Source organism: Xanthomarina spongicola (genome assembly GCF_003148645.1).
Lineage (GTDB): Bacteria > Bacteroidota > Bacteroidia > Flavobacteriales > Flavobacteriaceae > Xanthomarina > Xanthomarina spongicola.
Genome location: NZ_QGGP01000001.1, coordinates 414,763 through 439,279 on the forward strand (window position 1 = coordinate 414,763; position 24,517 = coordinate 439,279).

Consider the following 24,517-nt stretch of genomic DNA (forward strand, 5'->3'; position numbering starts at 1 on the left):
ATGTCTGGTTGAGCGCAGTCGAAACCTCTTTAAAAATTCCTTTTATCGCTTAAACAAACTATTTATAATATTAAACTATTGGTTCAACCCATTTAAATTGATGTGAATTTTGTGGAATTTTCATACGTTCCGACAATCTGATTAATCGTGAAGGAAGTTTCATTAAATAATCGCGAGCTTTTTCAGCTTCGTCAGACAAGTTTGTGATTTTGTCAATTTCCCAGCGTTTCAGCAGCTTGTCTAAAATGTCCACATAATCGTTTGAGGTGTAAACACCAATACGTTGTGCTGTATTTGAAAATTCTTCGAAAGCAGAACCAATTTTACCACCAGATTCTCTTAAAAAATGTGCTGGCATCGTAATTTTTAACTTCATCATTTGCTGAAAAGCCATCATCATTTGGTTTGGATCTACTTTAAAAATACGTTCCACAAATTCACAATAAGCATGATGGTGTCTCATTTCGTCTCCAGAAATAATCTTACACATTTTACTTAATTGCTTATTGCCTTTGTCTTTAGCAAGTTTGGCTACTCGATTGTGAGAAATATAAGTTGCTAATTCTTGAAAACTGGTATACAGAAAGTTTTTATATGGATCTTGGTCTGTGCCAATATCAAAACCATCAGCAATAAGATGCTGTGTGGTTTTTTCTATTTCTTTCATATTTACTCTCCCAGAAAGATATAAGTATTTGTTTAAAACGTCTCCATGTCTGTTTTCTTCTGCTGTCCAATGTCTTACCCATTTTCCCCAAGAATTTCTACCACCTTGATCGACACCTTCAACATCCATTAACCAAGATTCGTATGTTGGTAAAGCTTCTTCAGTAATCATATCTCCAACTAAAACCACCCAAAAATCGTAAGGTAGCTCTTTAGAAAGCTCTCTAATTTCTTTCACTTCTTCCATGAAGTTTTCACCTTCAGAATTAGGTAAAAAATCTGTTGGTTGCCAAATACTATCTACAGGAATAAGATATTTCTCAATCAATGCATCGACATCCTTTTCTAAGTGTTTCATTACTTCCAATCTAACATTTTTCAACGACATAATTTAGAGTTTTAAGGGTTTATACCAGAGCTAATGGTCCTTTCTATTTGTTTAATTAACTCTTGCTTATCTTCAAAGTTAGTTAATTTTAGAGGTTCGTGAACCGTTAATTGAATATGATTTCCAATTCCCATAGGAAATTTGCCATAACGTAACATTTTCCAAGAATTATTTATAGTAATAGGAACAATCAAAGCTGAGGGAATTTTCTTAAATAGCATTTCAAGACCTTTGGTTTGAAAAGGATTTGGATGTCCATTTTTACTTCGCGTACCTTCAGGAAAAATAACGGCAGTACGTTTAGTTTTCTCTATGTATTCTCCAAATTTTAAGATAGCTGGTAAAGATTGTCTTGGGTTTTTTCTATCTATTAATACAGAGCCACCATGACGTAAATTATAAGAAACACTAGGAATTCCTTTTCCTAATTCCTGTTTGCTAATAAATTTTGGATGATGTTTGCGCATATACCAAATAATACAAGGAATATCGTACATACTTTGATGATTAGCTACAATAATTAAGGGTTGGTCTGAAGATATTTTATATGCATTTTTAAAGGTATAACGTGTTCCTAAAATATTAGTGCAACGCATAATAAAAAACTGAAGCCAATCGACACTTTTTTTATGTGCTTGATATCCTAGTACATTAAAACAAAACCATTGAATAGGATGAAAGATTACTAAAGTTAGTAAAAAGACTACTGCGTAAATGGACGTTAAGATATAAGCTAATAATTTTTGCATGTTACAAAATTAAGAAAATATAAAAGCTTACAAACATTAATAGATAGGAATGCAGATATTATCTACACAGTCGAAACCTATTGGAGGTGAAGGGATATCGCAAGTCGACATTCCACCACAACCCTCTTGATTAAAAGACGCTTCAAGAGTATTGAAATCAGCAACCCAATTAGTCAGTTCTAAAGTGTCAATGGAAGTGGTATAAATTAAGAATTCCCATGGACCACCACATGGTTTGCTTCCGAAAGCTATAAAACGACATTCAAAATCGTCACTACAGATGGAAGTTTCAGCAAAAGCTCGAATTTGTTCTCTTTGTTCGGCTATAAACGATTTTTGGTCGGCACATGAAACGGGTTCATCATCATCCGAGCAACTAAAGGCTGCTAAAAAAAGCATTTGAGATATGATTAAGCTAATAATAAACGATGTTTTCATCCCTGTTTTTTTGAAATACGATATTACTAAATGCTTGTGAGATCACATAAAAAAACCACGACAAAAATCGTGGTTTATATTTTTTATTTTCATTGCAATATTAGCAATACTCATTATAAGCATCAACTAAATTTTCTGCAATAATTTCTGCTGGACGACCTTCAATATGATGACGTTCTAACATATGAACCAATTCACCATCTTTAAATAAAGCCATGCAAGGTGAACTTGGAGGAAACGGAATCATGTGTTCTCTTGCCTTGTCAACAGCTTCTTTATCTACTCCTGCAAAAACGGTTACTAAATTTGTAGGACGTTTTGCATTTTGGATACTCATTCTTGCTCCTGGACGTGCATTTGCTGCTGCACAACCACAAACAGAGTTAACAACTATTAAAGTTGTACCAGGTTTAGCTAAAGCAGTTTCAACAGCTTCGGCAGTATGCAATTCTTCAAAACCAACTTTAGTTAAATCTTCACGCATTGGTTTTACTAATTCTGCTGGATACATATCTTTTAATTTTTAAAATTATTATTTAGACTGCAAAGATACCAATTGTGTAACAAAGTATATAAACAAACTACTAACAAATAGTATATTTACCCATAATTAAAATTTATAGTTAGGATGAGTTTTTCAAAATGGATTGGCGCGGCTTTAGGATGGTCGATTGGAGGTCCAATAGGTGCCATATTAGGCATGGCTTTAGGAAGTGTTGTTGATGGGTTTTCCAATGGAAATATTAAGGTAGAAACACAACATCCTTATGGAAGAAAAAGGCGTACTCAATCTGGAGATTTTGAAATTAGCCTATTAGTTCTTTCTTCAGTAGTTATTAAAGCAGATGGCAAACAAGACCAAAGAGAGTTAGATTTTGTTCGTCAGCAATTTGTTGGTATGTATGGAAAAGAAAGAGCCAATCATGCTTTTAAGTTATTTAAAGGAATCAATAAACAAGAAATACCAACACGTCAGGTTTGTTTGCAGATTAGACAAATGATGGATCATCCATCACGATTACAACTCCTTCATTTTTTATTTGGAATAGCAAAAGCCGATGGTATTGTGGTTGAAAGTGAAGTGAGTATCATTCAAACCATAGCCAATTATTTAGGAATTAGTCATCAAGATTTTGAAAGTATTAAAGCCATGTTTTACAACAGTAGCGACAATGCTTATAAAATTCTTGAGATAACAAAAGAAGCTACAGTTACAGAAATTAAAGCTGCCTATAGAAAAATGGCAAAAAAATACCATCCAGATAAAGTAATACACTTAGGAAAAGAGCATCAACAAGGAGCTGAGGAAAAGTTTAGACAAGTTCAAGATGCTTATGAGCAGATACAAAAGGAAAGAGGGTTTTAACCTCTAAACAAAAAGAAATCGTCTTTCATGTCTTCAATTTGCGCATCTTCATTAGTAATAATATAATCGATGGCTAAAGAGGTAAACTCATCACCTTTTTCAGTTAGAGAAACAATTTTTTTATCAATAACAATCATGTTGTTTTTTAGAGCCAGATCTAAAACCGTTTTAGCTCTAACTTTTTGCCAATTAATATGCTCTTGTAAATGATTGACATGTCGTTCTCTTTCTTCAGAATGATTTTTTAAGTGAAGTAAAAAAGTAAGCAATGACACTTCTGTTCGTTGTTGTTTTTCACGATACATAACTGCAATTAGTCCTTTACTAGGCGCAAATAAATAGATTACTAAAAATAACAATCCTAAAATAGTTGTTATAGAACCAGCAATAGAAGCATCTAACCAATGTGCTAGCCAATAACCTGAAATGGCACTAAACACACCAAAAACAATAGCTAACCCAAGCATTTTCTTTAAATCTGTAGTCAGTAAGTAAGCGCTTGCAGCAGGAGCAATCATTAATGCGACGACCAGAATAGCTCCAACAGCATCGAAAGCTCCAACCGTTGTTACTGAAGCAACTGTCATTAATCCATAATGGATTAATGCTGGCGAGAATCCTAAAGAGGCTGCTAAGCCAACATCAAAGGTGCTAATTTTTAGCTCTTTAAAAAAGGCAATTAATAAGCCAATTGTAGCCATTAAAATAGATCCAATAATCCATAAAGATTTTGGACCTACATCTATTCCAGAAATAATAAGTCTATCGAAAGGAGCAAAGGCTAATTCACCTAACAATACAGCATCTACATCAAGATGTATATCGTTGGCATTTTTGGCAATCATAATCACACCAATACTAAATAGTGCAGGAAATACTAAACCAATAGCAGTATCTTCTTTTACTAAGCCTGTTTTTTGAATACGCTCTACCAGAACAACAGTAATTACTCCTGTTAAAGCAGCTAATAAGATTAATAATGGCGAGTTGAGGTCTTGAGTTATAAAAAAACCAATGACAATTCCAGGTAAAATAGAATGACTAATAGCATCGCTAATCATGGCCATTTTTCTTAGTACCAAAAATGTTCCAGGAATGGCACATGCAATAGCTACCAGACTAGCAATTAATTGTATTTCTATTTGTGCACTATTCATCGTTTATAGCTTGTTGATTGTATAAATTGGAAGCTGTTTCGAATCCTTTTTCTGTTAAACTCCACATGGTTCCATCTAATGTTACATAGTTTTTATCTACTAATTTCTGAAGAGTTTTACGTGTAAATCCTTGAAAGTTATTTAAGATTTTTATAGCATGAGGATGAGAAATATTTTCGTGTGTTTCTGCTATACGATACATAAAGGCCAACGTTTTTTGTAATTCTAAATCACGTCTGTTAGCTATGAATCTAATTTGACGGAAAAGCAAGCCTCTATTTGGTGAAAATATAAATGAAAAAATAACAAATACTGAAGCTACAATTACAATAACTGGACCTGTAGATAGATTATTCTGACTGGCACTTATAGCAGTACCAAAAACACCAGAAAAAGCTCCGAAAATAGCTGCTAAAAACACCATTTTACTTAAGCTATTAGTCCATTGTCTAGCAGCTGCAGCAGGAGCTAATAGCATAGCACTCATAAGAACAACACCTACTGTTTGCAGACCTAAAACAATAGCTAAAACAATAAAACTTGTAATTAATATGTCTATAGATTTGGTGTTGAAACCAAGTGTTTTAGCGTAGTCTTTATCAAATAATAGTATTTTAAATTCTTTCCAGAATAGCAGTAATACAAATAAGCAAATACCAGTTACTATAGCCATTAGCCACACATCACTTTCAACCAAAGTGGCAGCTTGACCAAATAAATATTTGTCTAATCCAGCTTGATTTGCATTAGGTTGTTTTTGAATAAACGTAAGTAGCAACATACCAAATCCAAAAAACAGAGAAAGTATTAATCCTAATGCTGTGTCAGATTTTAGATGCGTTTTATTAACAATACCTCTTATCCAAAACGTACCAATTAAACCACTAACTAAAGCTCCAATAAGTAAGGTGTTGCTATCTTTTGCTCCAGTAATTAAAAATGCAATGGCAATTCCAGGAAGTGCTGCATGAGAAATGGCATCTCCAAGTAAACTTTGTTTTCTAAGAACAGCAAAACTTCCAAGCATTCCTGTTACTGCACCAAGAATGGCTGTTCCTAGTGTTATGGTTCGTAACGTGTAATCGCTAAAAACTAAAGAAAAATACTCTTGAATATCCATTATTCTTGAATGCTTACTTTATAATTAATTCCGTAAGTTTTTGTTAGATTATCATCATTAAAAATATCTTTAACAGGTCCTGTCGCAATTTTTTTCACATTTAAAAAGGTTACCCAATCAAAGTATTCTGGAACCGTTTGTAAATCGTGATGAACCACGATAACCGTCTTACCTGCTTTTCGTAATTCTTTTAAAATATTAATAATGGCAATTTCTGTAGTAGCGTCTACACCTTGGAATGGTTCGTCCATAAAATAGATGGAAGCATCTTGGACTAATGCTCGAGCCAAAAAGATACGCTGTTGTTGTCCTCCAGATAATTGACTTATTTGCCTGTCTTTAAAAGGGAGCATTCCAACTTTTTCTAGTGCTTCGAGTGCTGCTTTTTTTTCTTTTAATCCAGGACGTTTAATCCAACCCAAACTACCATAAGTTCCCATTAAAACAACATCTAAAGCTGTAGTTGGAAAATCCCAATCTACACTTCCTTTTTGAGGCACGTAAGCCACAAGAGATCGTTGTTTGTTGTAAGGTTTGCCATAGATACTTACACTGCCTGCAATTGGTTTAAGGATTCCTAAAGTTGCTTTAATTAAGGTTGATTTTCCTGCGCCATTTGGTCCAACAATAGCCATAAGAACACCTTCGGGAATTTCTAAATCAATATCCCAAAGTACAGGTTTGTAATTGTATGCAACGGTTAAATCGTCTATTTGAACTGCTAGTTTTTTGTCCATTATCTTAAAGCATTTACAATCGTATTCACATTATATTCAAACATACCAATATAAGTTCCTTCAATAGTTCCAGCGTTTCCTAAAGCATCAGAAAACAACGTACCTCCAATAATAACTTCATGACCTTTAGATTTAACAGCAGCTTGTAAAGCTTCAATTGTTCGTTTTGGAACTGAACTTTCAACAAAAATGGCTTTTACTTTCTTATCAATAATAAAAGCAGCTAGTTTTTGAACATCTTGAACGCCAGCTTCTGTAGCTGTTGAAAGCCCTTGTAAACCAACAACCTCAAAGGCATAATTTTTACCAAAGTAATTAAAAGCATCATGTGCAGTAACTAAAATACGTTTTTCTTGAGGAAGCGTTTCAATAGTAGCTTTAATGTTTTCTTGTAAAGCATCTAGCTTTATTAAATATTGTTTCTCATTTTCTGAATAATTCTCTGCATTTTTTGGATCTTTTTCAGATAGAACTTGTGTTACTTTTTTAGCAAATTGTTTAAAATATGCAATATTGAACCATACATGAGGATCGTAATTAAAAGCAAAATAATCTGAGCCTATTAATGTGCTTTTGTCAATTTCTTCAGCTAATGCTATAGGTGTTTTAGTTTGGCTCTCCATTTTTTCAAAAACTTCTACAAGTTTTCCTTCAAGATGGAGTCCATTATAAAAAATAATATCAGCATTTACAAGTTTAGTCACATCGCCTTCACTAGCTTTATATAAGTGAGGGTCGACTCCAGAACCCATTAACCCTTGAAGATTAATATGGTCTCCACCAATGTTTTTTACCAAATCGGTAATCATTGTTGTAGTAGTAACAATATTAAGTTTTCCATTTTCTTGATTCTCTTTTTTACAGCTAGAAATAGCTAGAAAAACAATTGATAGAAGAATGATTTTTTTCATTTTTAGTTGTTTTTTGAAGGAATTCTATAGCTTAGACCTGCACTTATCATTAAGTCTTGACCTTTAGTAATGCTAGTCCCAAAAGTTGCATCTAATTGTAAATTGTTTGTAATTAAATAGGTTATGCCTGCGTCACAAAGATGATTGGCTTTGCTGTTTTCTGGAAAATCCCCATATATTTCTGCATAACCACAGATTTTTTCTGTTAATTTATAACCATAAGCAATTGTGTAAAGATAAGAAGCTTCTGGAGAGTCATTTCCCCAAGCAACTCCAAGATTGTATGAAAGACTTGATTTTTCACTTAAGCTATTTGCAAAAGCAAATCTAAAATCAACTCCAGTGCTATCGGGTTTATAATCTGAACCTGCTGTAAAAGGTAAGTATATGTGTCCTAATAATCCTATCTCAGGAAGCCAGTTGTTTTCTTTTGATACACTTATTTTTATACCTAGCATTAAAGGGCTAAATCCACTATTTATGTTGCTTATAGGATTGTTATAGATTTCTGTTTTATTTTCAACAAAATCCCAACCTAATCGTAATTCTAAATTGTTAAGCAATCCAAAACGAACCAAAGAAGTGTTATAAGTGGTGGTTTCAATTTTAATATTATTATTTTTAAAAGCTTCATAAGCAGCTCCAGTTTCAATTTGTATGTATCCTTTTGAAACAACGTTTGGAGACTCTGTCTGGTCTGGCCTGTCTGTTATAAGAGGTTCTATTGTTCTTTTTTCTTGAGCGTAAGTCATTGTTTTTGCAGTAAATAAAGTTAAACACAAAATCGTATTCTTAATAGTTTGTTTCATTAACATATATAATATTTGTAAAATCTTCATTAAGAATAATGTTGTTATTATTAATGGTTATTTGGGTCATTTTGTTTTTATTAAATTGCTTAGTAACTATTATAGAGTTGCCATATTTCAATCCGTTTAAAGCACAGAAATCAAAAAATTCTTTATCATCACTCATTAATCGAGAAATGATATAAGTTTTCCCTTCTTGTGTATTAGAAAGAGCGATCGATGTATCAATTGTAGTAATTTCTCCATTAGCATTTGGAATTGGATCTCCATGAGGATCAAATTTAGGATTGCCTAAATATTCACTAATTCTATCTGCTAAAAAATTGGAAGTTTCATGCTCTAAAAGTTCTGCTTCACGATGGATTTCATGAAGAGACATGTCAAATAACTTAAACAATAAGGCTTCCCAAAGACGATGTTTTCTAATAACATTCAAAGCCATTTTAGTGCCTTCGTCTGTAAGTTGAAGTGCCTGATATTTCTCGTATTGTAAGAGGTTTCTTGAGGCTAATTTTTTAGCCATATCTGTTGCAGCTGCATTAGATATACCTAGTTTTTTTGCAATATTTCCAGGCTTTGTATCGTTTGAGTCGTTTGTGTCGTTTTTGTAGATTGTTTTTACAAAATTTTCTATGGCTACAGACATAATAAGTGCTTTAAATTAAATTTAAGTAAGCTTAAATATTTTTCAAAGGTAGCTAAAATAATAGAATTCGCAAAAGAATTTGTACATTGACGACTCTAAGATTTAAAAAGCGAAAAATGAAGACTTATATACTATTATTGGTGGTTTTTGTGTCAGGAAATTTGGTAGCTCAAGATTCAACAAGCATTGAAGTTGAAACACCTAAAATTATTTCAAAATTACAATTAGGTAAAACATATAGTTTAGATACAGTTCAAATTAAATTTGTTGATGTTTTATCTGATTCTAGATGCCCTTCAGATGTTACTTGTGTTTGGGCAGGACAAGTTATTGCATTAGTTGAAGTATATGAGAACAAGACATTAATTGAGAAGAAAGAATTGGTTTTTGAGTCAGGAAAAAATATAAATAATGAATTAATGACCTTGTTTACTTCTGAAAAGTCAATAATTATTGCAAATAATGTTTTGCCTTATCCAAAATCAAGAGAAAAAATAAAAAAGGAAGATTATTACTTACAGTTGGAAGTTAAATAGTATAGAAATACTTCTTTTTCATACTATTACTAATGGCAATTATCACAATCATGTTTCCCTAAACCTTTCTTAGGTTTAGAGTTTTTCCAAAAGAATTTCTTCACTAGAAACCCTAGTGCTAAAAAAAGCAAAGTAAAAGCTAGAATATTTTGTAGAAAATCGTTCATATTAGATTAGACGAATTTATTTCTAAAAGCTTAAATTAAAATTTGATAGGCAATAAATGCGACAACATAAGCAAAGGCACTCATCAAAACCAATTGTAAAACAGGCCATTTCCAACTATTTGTTTCACGTTTTACAATTGCAAGCGTACTCATACATTGCATAGCAAATGCATAAAAAAGCAATAATGAGATTCCTGAAGCAAAATTAAAAAGTGGACCACCTAAAATGGGGTTAACTTCGCCAGCCATTCTATTTTTAATAGTTTCTTCTTCTTCACTACCAACACTATAAATAGTTGCTAATGTTCCTACAAACACCTCTCTGGCAGCAAACGAACTTACAATAGCAATACCAATCTTCCAATCGTAACCTAATGGTCTTATAGCAGGTTCTATAGCTCTTCCAGTTATACCAATAAATGAGTATTCCAGTTTTTGAGATGCAATTTTTTTCTGTAGTTCTTCTTCAGATAAATTTTCTGAAGCAAATTTTTCAGTTACAATTTCTTCAGCATTGTTAAATTCTTCACCTGGACCATAAGAGGCTAAAAACCATAATACAATGGAAATAGCTAATATTATTTTACCAGCACCAAACACAAAAGATTTCGTTTTTTCTACAACAGTTAAAGCGACGTTTTTTATTAAAGGAAGCTTGTAATTAGGCATTTCGACTACAAAAAACGATTTGCTTTTAATTTTTAAAACTTTATTTAAAATCATAGCAGAAATTAAAGCAGCACCAAAACCTATTAAATAAAGCAACATTAAAGTTAATGCCTGATAACCTAAACCAAGAAAACGACCTTCTGGAATAACTAACGAAATAATTATTAAATACACAGGAAGTCTTGCCGAACAGGTTGTAAAAGGCGTTACCAAAATGGTAATTAATCTTTCTTTCCAGCTTTCAATATTTCTGGTTGCCATAATGGCTGGAATAGCACAAGCAGTTCCTGAGATTAATGGCACAACACTTTTTCCACTTAGTCCAAAACGACGCATGCCTCGATCCATTAAGAATACTACACGACTCATATAACCACTCTCTTCAAGTACAGAAATAAACAAGAACAAGAAGGCTATCTGTGGAATAAATATAACAATTCCTCCAAGTCCTGGAATTATACCTTCAGCTAACAAACTAGTAAATGCACCTTCAGGAAGCGAATTTTTTGTCCATTCACTCAAAGAAGCAAAAGAGCTGTCAATAAAATCCATTGGTATGGCAGACCAATCGTAAATGGCTTGAAAAATAGTAAGTAGAATGACCAAGAAAATAGCATAACCCCAAATTTTATGGGTTAAAATTCTATCTAATTTAATACGTATATCTTTAGCTGTACTTAAATCAATGGTTTGCCCTTTTTTAAGCGTATTATTTATAAATTGATAGCGTTTTACAGTTTCTTTTTGTTGTAAACGCTTTAAATCTGCTTTGGTTTTAGTTTTAAAATCTGCAACAGCATCAATTACGTTTCTATCTGTTTTTCCAAAATTTACATCTTGAGTAATTACTAACCAAAGTTTGTATAATAACTGGTTTGGAAATGCTTTACGAAGATTATCGAAGTAATTTCTATCTATATCAGAAGCATTTAAACAAGGTGAAATTGAAAGGTCTTTATAATTAAAAATTAAGTCTTTTAAATTATCTATCCCTTCATTTTTTCTTGTACTTATTAGCGCAATTTTAGTTTTAAGTTCTGATTCTAAATATGGAATATCTAAAGAAATACCTTTATATTTCATTCTGTCAGACATATTAATGACAAGAATGGTGGGAATCTCTAAGTCTTTAATTTGAGTGAATAAAAGTAAGTTTCGTTTTAAGTTTTCAACATCACTTACTACCACTGCAACATCTGGAAAATCTTTATCGTTTTTATTTAAAAGTAATTCTATAACCACATTTTCATCTAGAGAAGATGCGTTTAAGCTATAAGTTCCTGGTAAATCTATAATATGTGCTTTAACTCCTCTAGGTAGTTTGCAAATACCTTCCTTTTTTTCGACAGTAATACCTGGATAATTTCCAACTTTTTGATTTAATCCTGTTAAGGAATTAAAAACAGATGTTTTTCCAGTGTTTGGATTTCCTATTAAGGCAACATTAATCTGCTTACTCATTGGTTATTTCAATTATAATATGAATGGCAGTTTCTTTTCTAATAGCTAAATGCGTTCCGTTTATGTTAAGATATATTGGATCTGAAAAAGGAGCTACCTGTACAAGTTCTACTGCATTACCTGGTAAACAACCCATTTCCAGAAGTTTTAACGGAATGTTTATTGAAGAAACATCAGTAATAATGGCCTTTTCTCCTCGTTTAAGATGTGCTAAAGTAACTTGCAAGCTTATTTAGATTGATTTTAAAGAAGCAAAAATAAGGTAAAAAAATCAGTCTAAAAAAATTGTGAACCAAAAACTATTTATATTCTTCTTTTAAGATTTTTAAGTCTTCAAGTAAACGAGAAATATCTTCAGGGTTTGTACCATCGTAGTAACCTCTAATTTGTCGTTTTTTATCAATTAACATAAAGTTTTCTGTATGAATCATATCGTATTCATCTCCAGTTCCATCTGTTTTAACAGCTAAATAGCTTTTTCTAGCTAACGTGTAAATTTGTTTTTTATCTCCTGTTACTAAATTCCACTTACTGTCATTTACACCTTTTTTAATAGCATATTTTTTAAGTTGTGCTACACTATCAATTTTAGGAGTTACCGAATGAGATAATAACATGACATCTGCTTCATCTATTATTTCTTTTTGTATCAAGGCCATATGGTCTGTCATGATTGGACAAATAGTTTGGCAGGTTGTAAAAAAGAAATCGGCTACATAGATTTTGTCTTTATAAGAATCTTGAGTTATAGTTTCTCCATTTTGATTGATTAGACTAAAATCAGCTATTTTATGGTACTTTTTTTTGTATTGAATTGTACTATCTACCATTTCAGTATTTACCATAGCTGGCTGATAAATTGGAAGCGGTTTATAAACATCAAATATGTTATAAATAATAGAAATAATTATTAATGAGAGAATTGCAAAAACAATTGCAAAGTATTTGTAATCTTTAAAAAATGATAGCATTTACTTTTATTTGATAATTAAGTAAGTTTTATTCGCAAAAATACGACAGATAAGTGTTTAATTCGGTATTTTTAACATGCTAAATAAAATGTTGTGAAAGAAATTTTAAAATATATATTTATTCTTATGCCATTGTTTTTTTATGGACAAGATATTTCGGAGTCGATGGACATGATTAGAGAAGCTGAAACAAAAGCTGCATTAAACAAAATGTTTCATCGAGTTAATATGAATACTGGAAATTACGATGTAAAATACCATCGATTAGAGTTTGATGTCAACCCAAATCAAGCCTTTATTTCTGGAGATGTAACAACCTATTTTGAGGCAAAAGAAAATCTATCTGAAGTCACATTCGAGTTAACACAAAATATGATTGTTTCTCAAGTATTACAACGAGGTAATTCGCTTTCATATACTCAAAATACCGACGATGAATTAGTAATTACTTTAGATCAAGTTCAAAATATTGGTGTTTTAGATTCTTTAACTATAAGCTATTCTGGAAACCCAATAAGTTCTGGGTTTGGTTCTTTTGAGCAAACCACACATAGTGGCGATCCCATAATCTGGACACTTTCTGAACCTTATGGAGCAAAGGGTTGGTGGCCTTGTAAACAAGATTTAATTGACAAAGCAGATTCTTTAGATGTATATATTACCACACCAACATTAAACCCTTCAAACGAAGAATATATAGCAGTCTCAAATGGATTAGAACAAAGTCAAATAGTAAATGGGAGTTTTAAAACCACCAGATTTAAGCATGTTTATCCAATTCCTGCTTATTTAGTTGCCATTGCTGTTACAAATTACGAGGTTTATTCTCATACAGTTGAAAACAATGGAAATCCGTTTGAAATTGTAAATTATGTTTACCCAGAAAATTTAACTTCAGCTCAAGCAAGTACACCTGTTACAGTAGATATAATGAATTTATATTCTAATTTGTTTGAAGAATACCCATATGCAAACGAAAAATATGGTCATGCTCAATTTGGTTGGGGAGGAGGCATGGAACACACAACGGTTTCTTTTATGGGTAGTTTTGGACGAAATTTAATAGCACACGAATTAGCACATCAATGGTTTGGAAATAAAGTAACTTGTGGAAGCTGGAAAGACATTTGGTTAAACGAAGGTTTTGCTACTTATTTATCTGGCTTGGTTATTGAAAACTTAGATGGAAATTCTTCTTTTATTAATTGGAAACAAAGTTTAAATAATTCCATAACCTCTCAACCAGGAGGTGCTGTATATTTATCAGACACAGACACTTTAAGTGTAGGTAGAATTTTTAGTGGCAGATTAAGTTATAATAAAGGAGCTATGGTAACACATATGCTTAGAAAAAAGCTTAGTGATGTGTCTTTTTTTCAAGGCATGCAAGATTACCTAGACCATGTAAATCTATCTTATGGCTATGCTAAAACGGAAGATTATAAACAAGTAATGGAAACTGTAAGTGGGCAAAATTTAACAGAATTTTTTAACGATTGGATTTATAATCAAGGTTACCCAAGTTATGCAGTAGAATGGAGTCAACCTAATTCGAGTCAAGTAAGAATTACCCTTGCACAAACCCAAAGTCACGCATCAGTTTCTTATTTTGAAGCTCCTGTGCCTTTACGACTTATTGGAACTTCTGGCGAAATACTTGATGTTGTTTTAGACAACACAACTAATAATGAAACATTTTTTAGAAATGTAACATTCCCAGTCAGTAATATACTTTTTGATCCTGAAGTAGATTTAATATCTAAAAATAATTCGGTTACTTTAAGTATAGATAGTGTAGAATTGGAAAAACAATTACTTCTTTACCCAAATCCAACAACTCATTCTATAACAATTCAAAAACCCAAAAGCATTGAGGTTGAGGAAATTAAAATTTATAATTCTTTAGGGCAAATTTTACTAATAACAAATTGGAAACCTAATATAGACCTATCAACATTATCTTCAGGATTATTTATTGTTCAATTTCAAACAAATCAAGGAGTAATTAATAAAATGGTGTTAAAAAACTAGCTAATACTCCTGTATTTATTTTCTAAATGAGGCTAAAACATTACTTTTGCAAATTAATTTACATTAGACACGCATATACATGGAGTTTGTTATAAAAATATCTCAATTTTTATTGAGCCTTTCATTACTAATCGTATTACACGAATTAGGTCATTTTATTCCTGCAAAACTATTTAAAACTAGAGTTGAAAAGTTTTACCTATTCTTTGATGTAAAGTTTTCTTTATTCAAAAAGAAGATTGGAGATACAGTTTATGGTATTGGCTGGCTGCCACTTGGAGGATATGTTAAAATATCAGGAATGATAGACGAAAGCATGGATAAAGAGCAAATGGCTCTACCACCAAAACCTTGGGAATTTAGATCTAAACCAGCTTGGCAAAGATTAATTATTATGCTTGGTGGTGTAACTGTTAATTTTCTATTAGCTATTCTAATTTATATTGGAATGAGTTATTATTATGGAGATAGAATATTACCAAATGAAAATATTAAAGATGGACTTTTAATAGAAAGTACTGTTGTTAACAATGCAGGATTATTTACAGGAGATAAAATTATTTCGGTTGATGGGGAAGAAATTGAGCATTTTTCACAAATTTCTGAAAAAGTTCTTTTTGGAAAAGAAATCACCATTGAAAGAAATGGACAACAGTCTACTGTTGTTTTACCTGAAGATTTTTTAGCACAATTAATTGATTCTAAAGAAAAGAAGTTTATAGATTTACGCATGCCATTTGTAATTGCTGAAGTGCCAGACACTTCATTTAATAAGGGAAGTGGTATAATAAAAGGTGATATAATTACAGGGTTTAATAATCAAGAAACTAAATATATTGACGAAGTTTTACCTGCATTAGAATCTCTAAAAGGACAAGTTGTACAAGCAACTATTTTAAGAGATAATAGCAATATACAAATCCCTTTAACAATTAATGATGAAGGAAAATTAGGATTAGTTTATGCAACAGGAGCAACACCTGAAACATTAGAAGCATTAGGTTACTATACTTTTGAAACTCAAAAATATGGATTCTTTGAAGCCATTCCAGTAGGGATTATTAAATCTAAAGACAAGCTATCTTCTTATATAACTCAAGTTAAGGCCATTTTTACTCCAAGTACAGGTGCTTATAAAGGAGTTGGAGGCTTTAAAGCTATTTACGACATATTTCCAGACTTCTGGAGCTGGCAAGTATTTTGGAATATTACAGCATTTTTATCTATTATGCTTGGGTTCTTAAATCTATTGCCAATACCAGCTTTAGACGGTGGACATGTTATGTTTTTGCTTTACGAAATGATTTCTGGCAGAAAGCCTAGCGATAAATTTTTAGAGTATGCACAAATGGTTGGATTTATTCTTTTAATTGCTTTAGTATTGTTTGCAAATGGTAATGATATTTTTAAAGCTATTTTTAATTAAATTTTTTAAAATATAATTTGTAGTAATTAATAATTAAATTATATTTGCCCTCGCAAAAGCGAAAAAAACACTCTTTTTAAACAGAGTGTAAGTCAGAAAAAAGACTTTAAAAGACAACATACTCCTCCTTAGCTCAGTTGGTTAGAGCATCTGACTGTTAATCAGAGGGTCCTTAGTTCGAGCCTAAGAGGAGGAGCCAAATGGGAAAAGCCTTTACAGAAATGTAGAGGCTTTTGTTTTTTGTATGGGTGAAACATAGGTTAAACAAATAAATAAAAAAGAAAACTGCATTTTAGGCGCAAAATTATTGAGCTAGAAGATTTAATTCTAGACTTTATATTCAATTAATATGACAATTTGAGAGGAATAAAATATTTAAAAAAGAAGAAGCATTCAATTTAATAAATGCTTCTTCTTTTTATTACCAACCATCTTTAGTTAAAAGATATTCTTATAAAAGCAGAAAGTAATTAGTGGGATTACTTTCTGCTTCTTAAATATTAGGTAATTTTTACTACTTTTTTTGTAGATAATTTTTTGGCTTCTGGCTTTTTTTCTAAATCTATTTTTAAAATACCATCTTTATAAGCCGCTTTTACTTCTTGATTTAAATCAATTGAGTCTGGTAATGTTGAAGATCTTTTAAAAGATTTATAACTAAACTCTTTACAAGTATAGTTGTCTTCTTCCCCTTCTGTTTTTTCACTTTTTTTACCTTCAACATTCAGTACATTACCATCTATGGTAACTTCAAAATCTTTCTTATTAAAACCAGGTGCTGCAAATTCAATTTCAAAATTGTTCTTTTGCTCTTTCACATTCATTGATGGCATAAGGCTATCTTCTTCCAAAAAATCACCATTAAATGCATCATCGAATTTAAAGAAATTTTGAAGTTCATTTAGGCTAGATGGAAATAGTCTATCTTCCCAAGGTGACAATAATCTGTTTCTAAATGGAGATAATTGTCTGTTTCTGCGTTTTACAAGTGTTGTCATAATATATATTTTTTGGATTAAACATTAATTAATGTTGCTAAATTAATTATCAAATATATTTTCTAAAATGATATATATCAGTTTGTTAGGGTAGTTATTAACTTAGTATCTAATGTTTAATTACACTTTGTAAGTATTGAAACATTTGTAACTTAAAACCTGTAAACTCTAAAATTAATTTATAAATTTTGAGTTCTAAATCGCCATGCTCTATTAATAAAATAGATATCAAAAGCTAAATCTTTACATTCAATTTTATTAATTTGATGTGTTATTTTATAAACTAGCATGCTCAATAGCTTTATTATAATTCAATTATAGAAATTGAAATATTTTCTTTAGTGATAATATAGAATGTAGAGTTGAGATATTTCAGCTTCTAATTTTATTTAAAAGAAAACTGCCAAAAAAAATATTTTGACAGTTTTCAACCAACCAACTAATAAATAGACAAATATTTAATTTGACTTAAAGAAGTCTCTTACCCAAGCCTTTACTTGGTTTTCGGTCATGCTGTCTGCTTTTTTAACAGCTTTTATTTTAGTAATCAAAGGTTTATAATTGTTATGCAATTCTTCATTAAATTTTTTATTAGTTTCGGCTGGACCAAATATTACTAATGCATCTGTATCTTTAATTTCTGAAGCGAGAGACTTAAAATACTTTTTAAGTTGTTGTTTTTCACGATCTAGGTATTTACTATCTTGAACAACATCTTGTGGACCACCTTTAAATCGAGTTCCAGAACCACCATGAATGCGATAATGATCGACATTTGATGTAATTGTGTGTAACGTCTCAACACCATTTTCTATAGTGACAATGTGTGCTTTGTTTTTATCTAACCAAATACCTGTATTTTTCATTTTTATATTTTTTTAATTTCTTAAATCATGCATTACTAAAATTGGTACTTTAGAATGAAATGCTATTCCTTTTACCATTGGCTTAGTTAAAATGCTTCCAAAAAAATTATGCTTTTTATTAATAAATGCTACCATATCGCTATCTCTACTTTCTACAAATATGTTTACAGCAGACTCTACAGTATCATGTGATATGGAATGAAATGTATACTTAACACCTTCAAAAATTTCTTGGAGCAATTGTTTACGTTCTTTTTGGTTTTCATTTAATTCATTCTCTTCAGAAACATGTAGTATTGCTATAGTTGCATCACATTTTTTACTTATGTCTGTTAAATAACTTAATTCTCGTCTTTTGTAATGTGTTTCATAGCTTGTAGGGAATACAATTTCTTTAGGTAAACTCTGTTTAGCATTTTCTGGAACAACAATAACAGGACAGTTGCGAACTTTTTCCATTGCATTAACAGCAACACTACCAAATACAGTGCTTTTATCACTTGATTTGCCTTTAGTGCCCATAATAACTATTTCAATATCTTTCTGTTCCACAATATCTTTAATCGCATCTATTGGATTATTGAAGACAGAAATAGTTTTAAAAGTATGTTTAGGGTCACCATGTTCTTTTATAATAAGTTTATCTAGTAGTTTAGATAAATTATCTTGAGACTCAGTTTTTGCCTCTTCAAAAAACTCACTATCTGTCCCTAAATTCATGATATTTTCTATAAGACTGTTAGTACCCAAGAAGGCGTTAAGTAAATAAAAATCACAAGTTTCATTCTTATATAATTGTAAGGCATAATTAATTGCCAACCAGGAGTTATTGGAAAAATCGGTAGGAAGTAGAATTTTACGTTTCATTGCTTCAATTATTTAAATAAAGATAAGTTGTAACTAGTTGGTAATAAATGATATATATCAGTTTAAGATCTATTTTTTTGAAGGAATGACCATAAAAGGAATATTTAATTGGAAACCAATTTGATTAATAGTCGATTTAAAAAACAAATTTTCAAAAACAAGTAAAACTTTGGAAAACGTCTATATTGCTTTAAAGAAGCATGGTACTCCAAAACTAATACACATTGTTTCGGTTATTGGTTCAAAAACTGGAGTGGGATATGTTAAAAAGATTTTTCCAGAAGACACACATTTATGGATAGCCACAATCGACGATACCTTAAGTAGTAAGGGTTATATAATTCCTGGACTTGGTGATGCTGGAGATCTATCATTTGGTCTAAAACTCTAGACAAATTCTTGTATAAAAAAAACGGGAAGCGTAACTTCCCGTTCCAGAAGAGATTAAATTGTTAGAAAACCTAATGGTTTAATAACACTTAAAACTCTTCATGACCTCCTAAATTACCAAAATTGGCAATTAAGGCGTGTACTTTAAAGAAACAGGAAGTAGAAACTTCCTGTTTCATCTGAAGATTTTAATGATATTGATTAACTTTTTCTAATCGCTAATATGCAATCATTACTGATTAAAATTAGCTTTTTAGTTAAAAAATAGCTTCAAAATCTCCATAGTAGGCTTTAGCATTTGCAATAATAAAACCTATATGTTTTTTAAAAGCAGGAAGCCGGAACCTCCTGCTTTCTTGAAAAGTTCAATTATATTATTTCTCCTATAGCACTTCCAATAACTCTTTATTACTAAAAAACCATTAGAACTATAAGCCAAATTATAGCATTTGAACTCTTCATTACAGATTAAGCATTTTTCAATGTTTAACCTGTGTGTTTTATAAGAAACAGAAAGTCGAAACTTCCTGTTTCCTGTTTAGAGTCTAAATATTATCATCTAATTCAAATAAACTTCAATGCATCTTTATTTCTAAATAAATTCTAAAAGTCTAATAAATTAAATAATAGTTTTAAACTCAATATATAGTCTATAAGGTCTTACGATTTATAGACTTGTATTTTAAAGTTCATCAATGATTCAAAGAGCGTTTTAATTATAATACTAATATAGAGGATATTACTTTTATTTAAACTGATATATATCAGTTTTAAGAAAAAAGAAAGTCAAACTTTCGAATGACTTTCTTTTTGATTAATAGCATATTACTAATTGAGAATCCCCCAATTCTCAAGTCAAAATTAAATGACTATGTAAATATATTTATATGCTATAAATTAGTAAATGATATCCATCAGTTCTGAAAAAATATGGAGATAATATTATAAGCTGTATTCAATAATAAAACAGTAGTATGTATTTAATCTGAATCAGTTTAACCTTAATAAACTTTAGTCATGAAACGGTTTGTTTTGGGAAAACGAATAATGTTAGTCCTATAAAAAGAAAATGATAAGAAATCGTCCTCAGAATTTTGCTAAAAAAAATGAATTATCTATGGTTAATTTTGTTGTTCGTGTAGAACTAGAAAAGGTACATCGGTTTGGTAGCTTATATTTTTAATTGTCGGCAAAAATAAAATTTGCTGAAAATAATTTAAGTTTTTTGCAACCATTACTATCAAGTCTATATTTCTGCTTTCTACGAAACATTGCACAGCATCTTCTATTTTATCATTGGTTAAAAAATGAAAACTATTTTTATAACCATTAAAATAATCTTCCAATAGCTCTTTATATTTTTGTTGGTCTCTATTTAAATTTTCTTTCTTTTTGTTGATATGCAGAATTCTTAAAAAAGAATTAAACTTGTCTAAAACCTCAGAAATGGGTTGTAAAGTTTGAATGTGATAAGACAAAGCCAAGTCTGTTGGGAAAGCAATTTCAGTTATACTGTTAAACTTAGCATTTTCAGGAACTACAAGTGTTGTACAATGTACTTTGGTTATAACATCACTTGTATTGCTACCAACAATAAATTTTTTTAGTCCAGAAGCGCCTTTGGTTCCCATAACAATCATATCTATTTTTCTTTCTTCTACATGATTTTTAATTGATTCAATAAAAAAATTATAATCTGTAAGTGAATAAAATCTATGATTTTTATTATGTGGTAATTCTTGTGAAATTCGCTTTAAAAATTGGCGTAATTGTTTTTTAGCAAATCTAGTTTGTATTTCCTCAGGAGTAGTTATATAAGACGTATCTAAAGATGTTAAATTACTTAAGCTATTAACATGCAATAGGTAAAAGTGACAATTAGATTTTTCAAAAAATTTCAGAGAATATTGTATAGCGTTCCAAGAGTTTTCTGAAAAATCTGTTGGTAATAAAATTGACTTCATTTTAATCCTTCTTAATTCTACAAATTTAAATTAAAGAGGATTTACAAAAAATGATATTCGTCAATAGGGCTTTATAGAAAAAGAATTTTTAATATATATCTTTGAGTTTTTGAAGTTCTAAAATTTTAATATTCCTACCTTCAATAGCAATAAGCCCTTGCTTTTTAAAATGAGTCATGGATCTAATTAAGGTTTCTGTTGCTATTCCTGCTACACTTGCTAAATCGCTACGAGAAATGGTTAAAGGGTCTTCAGGCTTTTTATTCATTTTTTCAGCAAATTTTAAAATAGTAGCAGCAGTTTTTTTGTTTACCGAACTGTATGCCATTTGCAATAATTGTTCTTTTACATCAGACAGATTATTTGTTAACAATTCAATAAGATCTAAAGTGATTTTATGGTTTGAGTCAAGTATATTTTTAAGGTCATTTTTTAAAATGCCAACTATTTCCACATCTTTAATAGCAGTTGCAGTTTCTTGGTATGTTATGCTTTCATTAAAGGATAAATAGCCAAATAAATCGTCTTCTTTATATAAAGCAGTTGTAAGTTCTTTACCAAGTTCGTCAAGCTTATGACACTTTATAACACCTTTGGTTATTAAAAAAATATAATTTGAATGATCCCCTTCATTATAAATAATGTCGTCTTTATTATACTTAAACTCCTCTCCATTATCATTTATATAATTCTTAAAATCATTTAATGTTCTAATTTCACTTTCTTCAGTTGTCAAATTGTTTAGACTTTCTTCTCTTTTTTCTTTTAAAATGGCAGTCTTTGCTAAACGACTTTCAATAGCACTAATAAGGTCGTCTTCGGTAAAGGGTTTTGTAACATAATCATCTGCACCTAAATTCATACCTTTTCTTATATCTTGACGCTCGGTTTTTGCCGACAGAAAAATGAATGGAATGTATTTTGTATCATCATTTTTTGATATTGCATTAAGAACGCCATAACCATCTAATTCTGGCATCATAATATCACATACAATAATATCTGGTAAAACACTTTTTGCTTTATCAACACCTACTTTTCCATTTGAAGCTGAAATTACTTTGTAATTGGAAAGTTCTAATAATTCGGCAGTATTTTCTCTTAGAACTGTATCGTCCTCGATTAATAAAATAGTCTTCATTATTCTGCTGTATTAGGTATTTCTATAGTAAAAACGGATCCTTTGTTTTCTGTACTTTCAAAATAAATTTCACCTTTTAAATTATTTATATGGTCTTTTGCAATATTTAACCCAATACCAGTGCCTTGAGATAGTAATGCGTTTTCGGCTCTAAAATAACGATTGAATATGTTTTTTTGATCTTTTAATGGAATGCCAATGCCTTGGTCTTTTACTTTAAAAATTGTAGTCTCTTTGGTTTGCATAACATCTATATCTATAGCAGTATTTTCTTCGGAATACTTAATAGCATTATTCACTAAATTAGACAATGCCAGCTCGATGATTTTCTCGTCTTGATGTAATGAAAGCTCGTCTATGTTATCTGGATAATTAATATGTTGCCCTTCTTTTAATAGCATATTTGCGCTATAAACTACTTCGTTAACAACCTTACTTACCTTAAAAGTATTAAACTTATAATTATAACTTCCTTTATCCAATCTTTCTACTGATAAAAAATCGGTAAGTATATTGTTTAGGTAATTTACCTCATCGGTAATGGTTTTAATGTGTTTATCTCGTTTATCTTGTTGGTCTTCTAATTGATATTTACTAAGTAACATGGTAGATGTTAATATACCACTTAATGGTGTCTTAAATTCGTGAGAGACTAAAGACAGGAATTTTGTTTTTAATTCATTAAGATTTTTTTCGGCAGCCAATGCAGCATTTAACTCTTCAGTACGTTTTGCTACGGTTTCTTCAAGTTTTTCGGTGTAATTTTTTTGTTCTGTTATATCTAATATAATAGCAACATAGACGTCTCTTTCTCCAAGTTTTGAGCGTTGTAGATGAACATTTACAGGATACGTCGTGCCAGATTTACGTTGGTGTACGGTTTCAAATTCTATTTTTTCTACATTATCGTTATCTAGCATCTCTAACTCTTTTCTGAACTGTGACTCTGTATATTCGAGTTTAATATCTACAGGTGACATGTTTTTCAACTCTTCTAACGTATATTCTAAATTTTTTTGTGCACCATAGTTTGCATTAATAAATTTTAAGGTTTTTGCATCTAAAACGTATATTTCATTTAAAGACTCATCAAAAATGGTAGCTAGATGATTTTTTTCCTCTTCAATAATTTTTTTATTTGTAATGTCATTTAGTATTCCAATATAGTTTGTAACAATTCCATTACTATCTTTTATTGGTGTTATGTGTAAATCATTCCAAAAAAGTGTACCATCCTTTTTATAATTTCTTAGTGTTACCTGGCATCTCTCACCATTCTTAATAGCGTTTTGTAGTTTATTTATAGCTTCCTGTTGCCTGTCATCTCTTTGCAAAAATCTGCAATTCTTATTAAGTATTTCTTCTTTAGAATAACCTGTAAGTTTTATAAAAGCAGGGTTGCAATATATAATTGGATTATCTGGTTTTAGATTATCTGTTATAACAATCCCATTACTTGCAGATTTTAATGCTTTGTTTTTTAACATGAGTCTCTTTTTAATCTTCTTTTTTTCTGAGAGATCATTAATCAAAGCCATTGTGTAAGGCCTTTTATAAATGGAAAATGGGTTTAACTCTATTTTTGCAGGGAATGTATTTCCATTTTTTTTAACACCAAAAATATCCATGGTTTCATCACCCATTTTGCGACGCTTCCCTATTTCTATAAAACGTTTGAAATGTGATTCATGATTTGTATGATATGCTTTTGGAATTAGAATGTTTAGGGGTTGACCTATTAATTCAGTTTTGGGATACCCAAAAGTTTTTCCAGCAGATTTGTTAACTTCAATAATAACTTGATGCTCATCAACAATTATGACACCTTGAGAAATTGCTTCTAAAAGAATATTAAATATTTCCTGGTCTTGTTTAAACATTTTTTATCAATTTTCATTAAGGCTTGTAGATACATAAAGATACTAAAGTTATAAATATCCATACTATTTTCAAGATTAAGTTTTTGAAATGATTACAGAACTGATATATGTCATAATTAAATCAAAAACAAGTGTTTATATTTATATAGCTTAATTTTTTAGA

At 30.5% G+C, this 24,517-nt stretch carries 23 protein-coding genes, 1 tRNA gene and 1 pseudogene; 6 read left to right on the plus strand and 19 right to left on the minus strand.

Annotated features, from left to right (window positions below):
- Positions 1 to 70 precede the first annotated feature (70 nt).
- The 4 genes from LX78_RS01825 to LX78_RS01840 all read right to left on the minus strand — a co-directional run bounded on the left by LX78_RS01825 (position 71) and on the right by LX78_RS01840 (position 2,752).
- Positions 71 to 1,054: an acyl-ACP desaturase gene (locus LX78_RS01825; protein ID WP_109680928.1), complete on the minus strand. Its 984-nt coding sequence runs from the start codon at positions 1,052 to 1,054 to the stop codon at positions 71 to 73.
- A gap of 11 nt (positions 1,055 to 1,065) precedes the next feature.
- On the minus strand, positions 1,066 to 1,803 hold the full coding sequence (locus LX78_RS01830; RefSeq protein WP_109680929.1) for a lysophospholipid acyltransferase family protein: 738 nt from the start codon (positions 1,801 to 1,803) through the stop codon (positions 1,066 to 1,068).
- 36 nt (positions 1,804 to 1,839) lie between these two features.
- A complete protein-coding gene (locus tag LX78_RS01835) occupies positions 1,840 to 2,241 on the minus strand; it encodes a hypothetical protein (RefSeq protein WP_109680930.1) in 402 nt (133 codons plus the stop codon).
- A 100-nt stretch (positions 2,242 to 2,341) separates the two neighbouring features.
- A complete protein-coding gene (locus LX78_RS01840) occupies positions 2,342 to 2,752 on the minus strand; it encodes a BrxA/BrxB family bacilliredoxin (protein WP_109680931.1) in 411 nt (136 codons plus the stop codon).
- Positions 2,753 to 2,869: 117 nt separating this feature from the next.
- Here LX78_RS01840 and LX78_RS01845 point away from each other — a divergent pair, with 117 nt between their 5' ends.
- A complete protein-coding gene (locus LX78_RS01845; RefSeq protein WP_109680932.1) occupies positions 2,870 to 3,607 on the plus strand; it encodes a TerB family tellurite resistance protein in 738 nt (245 codons plus the stop codon).
- On the opposite strand, the gene LX78_RS01850 is transcribed toward LX78_RS01845, so the two are convergent.
- Genes LX78_RS01850 through LX78_RS01875 form a run of 6 tightly spaced genes read right to left on the minus strand, consistent with a single transcriptional unit; the run spans position 3,604 to position 8,987 of the window.
- On the minus strand, positions 3,604 to 4,764 hold the full coding sequence (locus LX78_RS01850; RefSeq protein ID WP_109680933.1) for a metal ABC transporter permease: 1,161 nt from the start codon (positions 4,762 to 4,764) through the stop codon (positions 3,604 to 3,606). The two genes, LX78_RS01845 and LX78_RS01850, sit on opposite strands and share 4 nt — an antisense overlap.
- Positions 4,757 to 5,884 carry a metal ABC transporter permease gene (locus LX78_RS01855; RefSeq protein WP_109680934.1) on the minus strand — a complete coding sequence of 376 codons (1,128 nt, stop codon included), beginning with the start codon at positions 5,882 to 5,884 and terminating at the stop codon, positions 4,757 to 4,759. Before LX78_RS01855 ends, LX78_RS01850 begins: the two co-directional genes overlap by 8 nt.
- Positions 5,884 to 6,621, minus strand: coding sequence for a metal ABC transporter ATP-binding protein (locus LX78_RS01860; RefSeq protein ID WP_109680935.1), 738 nt, complete (start codon positions 6,619 to 6,621; stop codon positions 5,884 to 5,886). Before LX78_RS01860 ends, LX78_RS01855 begins: the two co-directional genes overlap by 1 nt.
- Positions 6,621 to 7,532 (minus strand): metal ABC transporter solute-binding protein, Zn/Mn family, encoded by a 912-nt coding sequence (locus tag LX78_RS01865; protein ID WP_109680936.1) that lies wholly within the window; start codon positions 7,530 to 7,532, stop codon positions 6,621 to 6,623. The genes LX78_RS01860 and LX78_RS01865 overlap by 1 nt, the downstream gene beginning before the upstream one ends.
- A gap of 2 nt (positions 7,533 to 7,534) precedes the next feature.
- Positions 7,535 to 8,341, minus strand: a complete 807-nt coding sequence (locus tag LX78_RS01870; RefSeq protein ID WP_170109784.1) for a transporter — start codon at positions 8,339 to 8,341, stop codon at positions 7,535 to 7,537.
- Positions 8,325 to 8,987: a metal-dependent transcriptional regulator gene (locus tag LX78_RS01875; RefSeq protein WP_109680938.1), complete on the minus strand. Its 663-nt coding sequence runs from the start codon at positions 8,985 to 8,987 to the stop codon at positions 8,325 to 8,327. Before LX78_RS01875 ends, LX78_RS01870 begins: the two co-directional genes overlap by 17 nt.
- 116 nt (positions 8,988 to 9,103) lie before the next feature.
- Between LX78_RS01875 and LX78_RS01880 the strand changes: the two genes are divergently transcribed.
- The gene (locus LX78_RS01880) at positions 9,104 to 9,523 is read left to right on the plus strand and encodes a hypothetical protein (protein WP_109680939.1); all 420 of its coding nucleotides are present in this window, start codon (positions 9,104 to 9,106) and stop codon (positions 9,521 to 9,523) included.
- Positions 9,524 to 9,720: 197 nt separating this feature from the next.
- On the opposite strand, the gene feoB is transcribed toward LX78_RS01880, so the two are convergent.
- The 3 genes from feoB to LX78_RS01900 form a co-directional block, all read right to left on the minus strand.
- The gene (gene feoB, locus LX78_RS01890) at positions 9,721 to 11,820 is read right to left on the minus strand and encodes a ferrous iron transport protein B (protein WP_109680941.1); all 2,100 of its coding nucleotides are present in this window, start codon (positions 11,818 to 11,820) and stop codon (positions 9,721 to 9,723) included.
- The gene (locus LX78_RS01895) at positions 11,813 to 12,046 is read right to left on the minus strand and encodes a FeoA family protein (RefSeq protein WP_109680942.1); all 234 of its coding nucleotides are present in this window, start codon (positions 12,044 to 12,046) and stop codon (positions 11,813 to 11,815) included. Before LX78_RS01895 ends, feoB begins: the two co-directional genes overlap by 8 nt.
- 73 nt (positions 12,047 to 12,119) lie before the next feature.
- Positions 12,120 to 12,791: an SCO family protein gene (locus LX78_RS01900; RefSeq protein ID WP_109680943.1), complete on the minus strand. Its 672-nt coding sequence runs from the start codon at positions 12,789 to 12,791 to the stop codon at positions 12,120 to 12,122.
- Positions 12,792 to 12,884: 93 nt separating this feature from the next.
- Between LX78_RS01900 and LX78_RS01905 the strand changes: the two genes are divergently transcribed.
- The 3 genes from LX78_RS01905 to LX78_RS01915 all read left to right on the plus strand — a co-directional run bounded on the left by LX78_RS01905 (position 12,885) and on the right by LX78_RS01915 (position 16,447).
- The gene (locus LX78_RS01905) at positions 12,885 to 14,822 is read left to right on the plus strand and encodes a M1 family aminopeptidase (protein WP_109680944.1); all 1,938 of its coding nucleotides are present in this window, start codon (positions 12,885 to 12,887) and stop codon (positions 14,820 to 14,822) included.
- Between the two features lie 79 nt (positions 14,823 to 14,901).
- The gene (gene rseP, locus LX78_RS01910) at positions 14,902 to 16,248 is read left to right on the plus strand and encodes an RIP metalloprotease RseP (RefSeq protein ID WP_109680945.1); all 1,347 of its coding nucleotides are present in this window, start codon (positions 14,902 to 14,904) and stop codon (positions 16,246 to 16,248) included.
- A gap of 122 nt (positions 16,249 to 16,370) precedes the next feature.
- Positions 16,371 to 16,447: transfer RNA gene (locus LX78_RS01915), tRNA-Asn, on the plus strand.
- A gap of 301 nt (positions 16,448 to 16,748) precedes the next feature.
- On the opposite strand, the gene LX78_RS01920 is transcribed toward LX78_RS01915, so the two are convergent.
- The 3 genes from LX78_RS01920 to LX78_RS01930 form a co-directional block, all read right to left on the minus strand.
- Positions 16,749 to 17,246 (minus strand): Hsp20/alpha crystallin family protein, encoded by a 498-nt coding sequence (locus LX78_RS01920; protein ID WP_109680946.1) that lies wholly within the window; start codon positions 17,244 to 17,246, stop codon positions 16,749 to 16,751.
- 458 nt (positions 17,247 to 17,704) lie between these two features.
- Entirely contained in the window at positions 17,705 to 18,112 is a 408-nt protein-coding gene (locus LX78_RS01925) for a hypothetical protein (protein ID WP_109680947.1), read from the minus strand.
- Positions 18,113 to 18,124: 12 nt separating this feature from the next.
- Complete coding sequence (locus LX78_RS01930) at positions 18,125 to 18,979, minus strand: universal stress protein (protein WP_109680948.1); 855 nt, start codon at positions 18,977 to 18,979, stop codon at positions 18,125 to 18,127.
- Positions 18,980 to 19,136: 157 nt separating this feature from the next.
- Here LX78_RS01930 and LX78_RS01940 point away from each other — a divergent pair.
- Positions 19,137 to 19,370: pseudogene (locus LX78_RS01940) on the plus strand (uracil phosphoribosyltransferase); the annotation flags it as partial.
- Between the two features lie 1,120 nt (positions 19,371 to 20,490).
- On the opposite strand, the gene LX78_RS01945 reads toward LX78_RS01940, so the two are convergent.
- The 3 genes from LX78_RS01945 to LX78_RS01955 form a co-directional block, all read right to left on the minus strand.
- Positions 20,491 to 21,333, minus strand: coding sequence for a universal stress protein (locus LX78_RS01945; protein ID WP_109680950.1), 843 nt, complete (start codon positions 21,331 to 21,333; stop codon positions 20,491 to 20,493).
- 88 nt (positions 21,334 to 21,421) lie between these two features.
- Positions 21,422 to 22,474, minus strand: coding sequence for a response regulator (locus LX78_RS01950; RefSeq protein ID WP_109680951.1), 1,053 nt, complete (start codon positions 22,472 to 22,474; stop codon positions 21,422 to 21,424).
- Positions 22,474 to 24,354 (minus strand): PAS domain-containing sensor histidine kinase, encoded by a 1,881-nt coding sequence (locus tag LX78_RS01955; RefSeq protein WP_109680952.1) that lies wholly within the window; start codon positions 24,352 to 24,354, stop codon positions 22,474 to 22,476. Before LX78_RS01955 ends, LX78_RS01950 begins: the two co-directional genes overlap by 1 nt.
- Positions 24,355 to 24,517 lie beyond the last annotated feature (163 nt).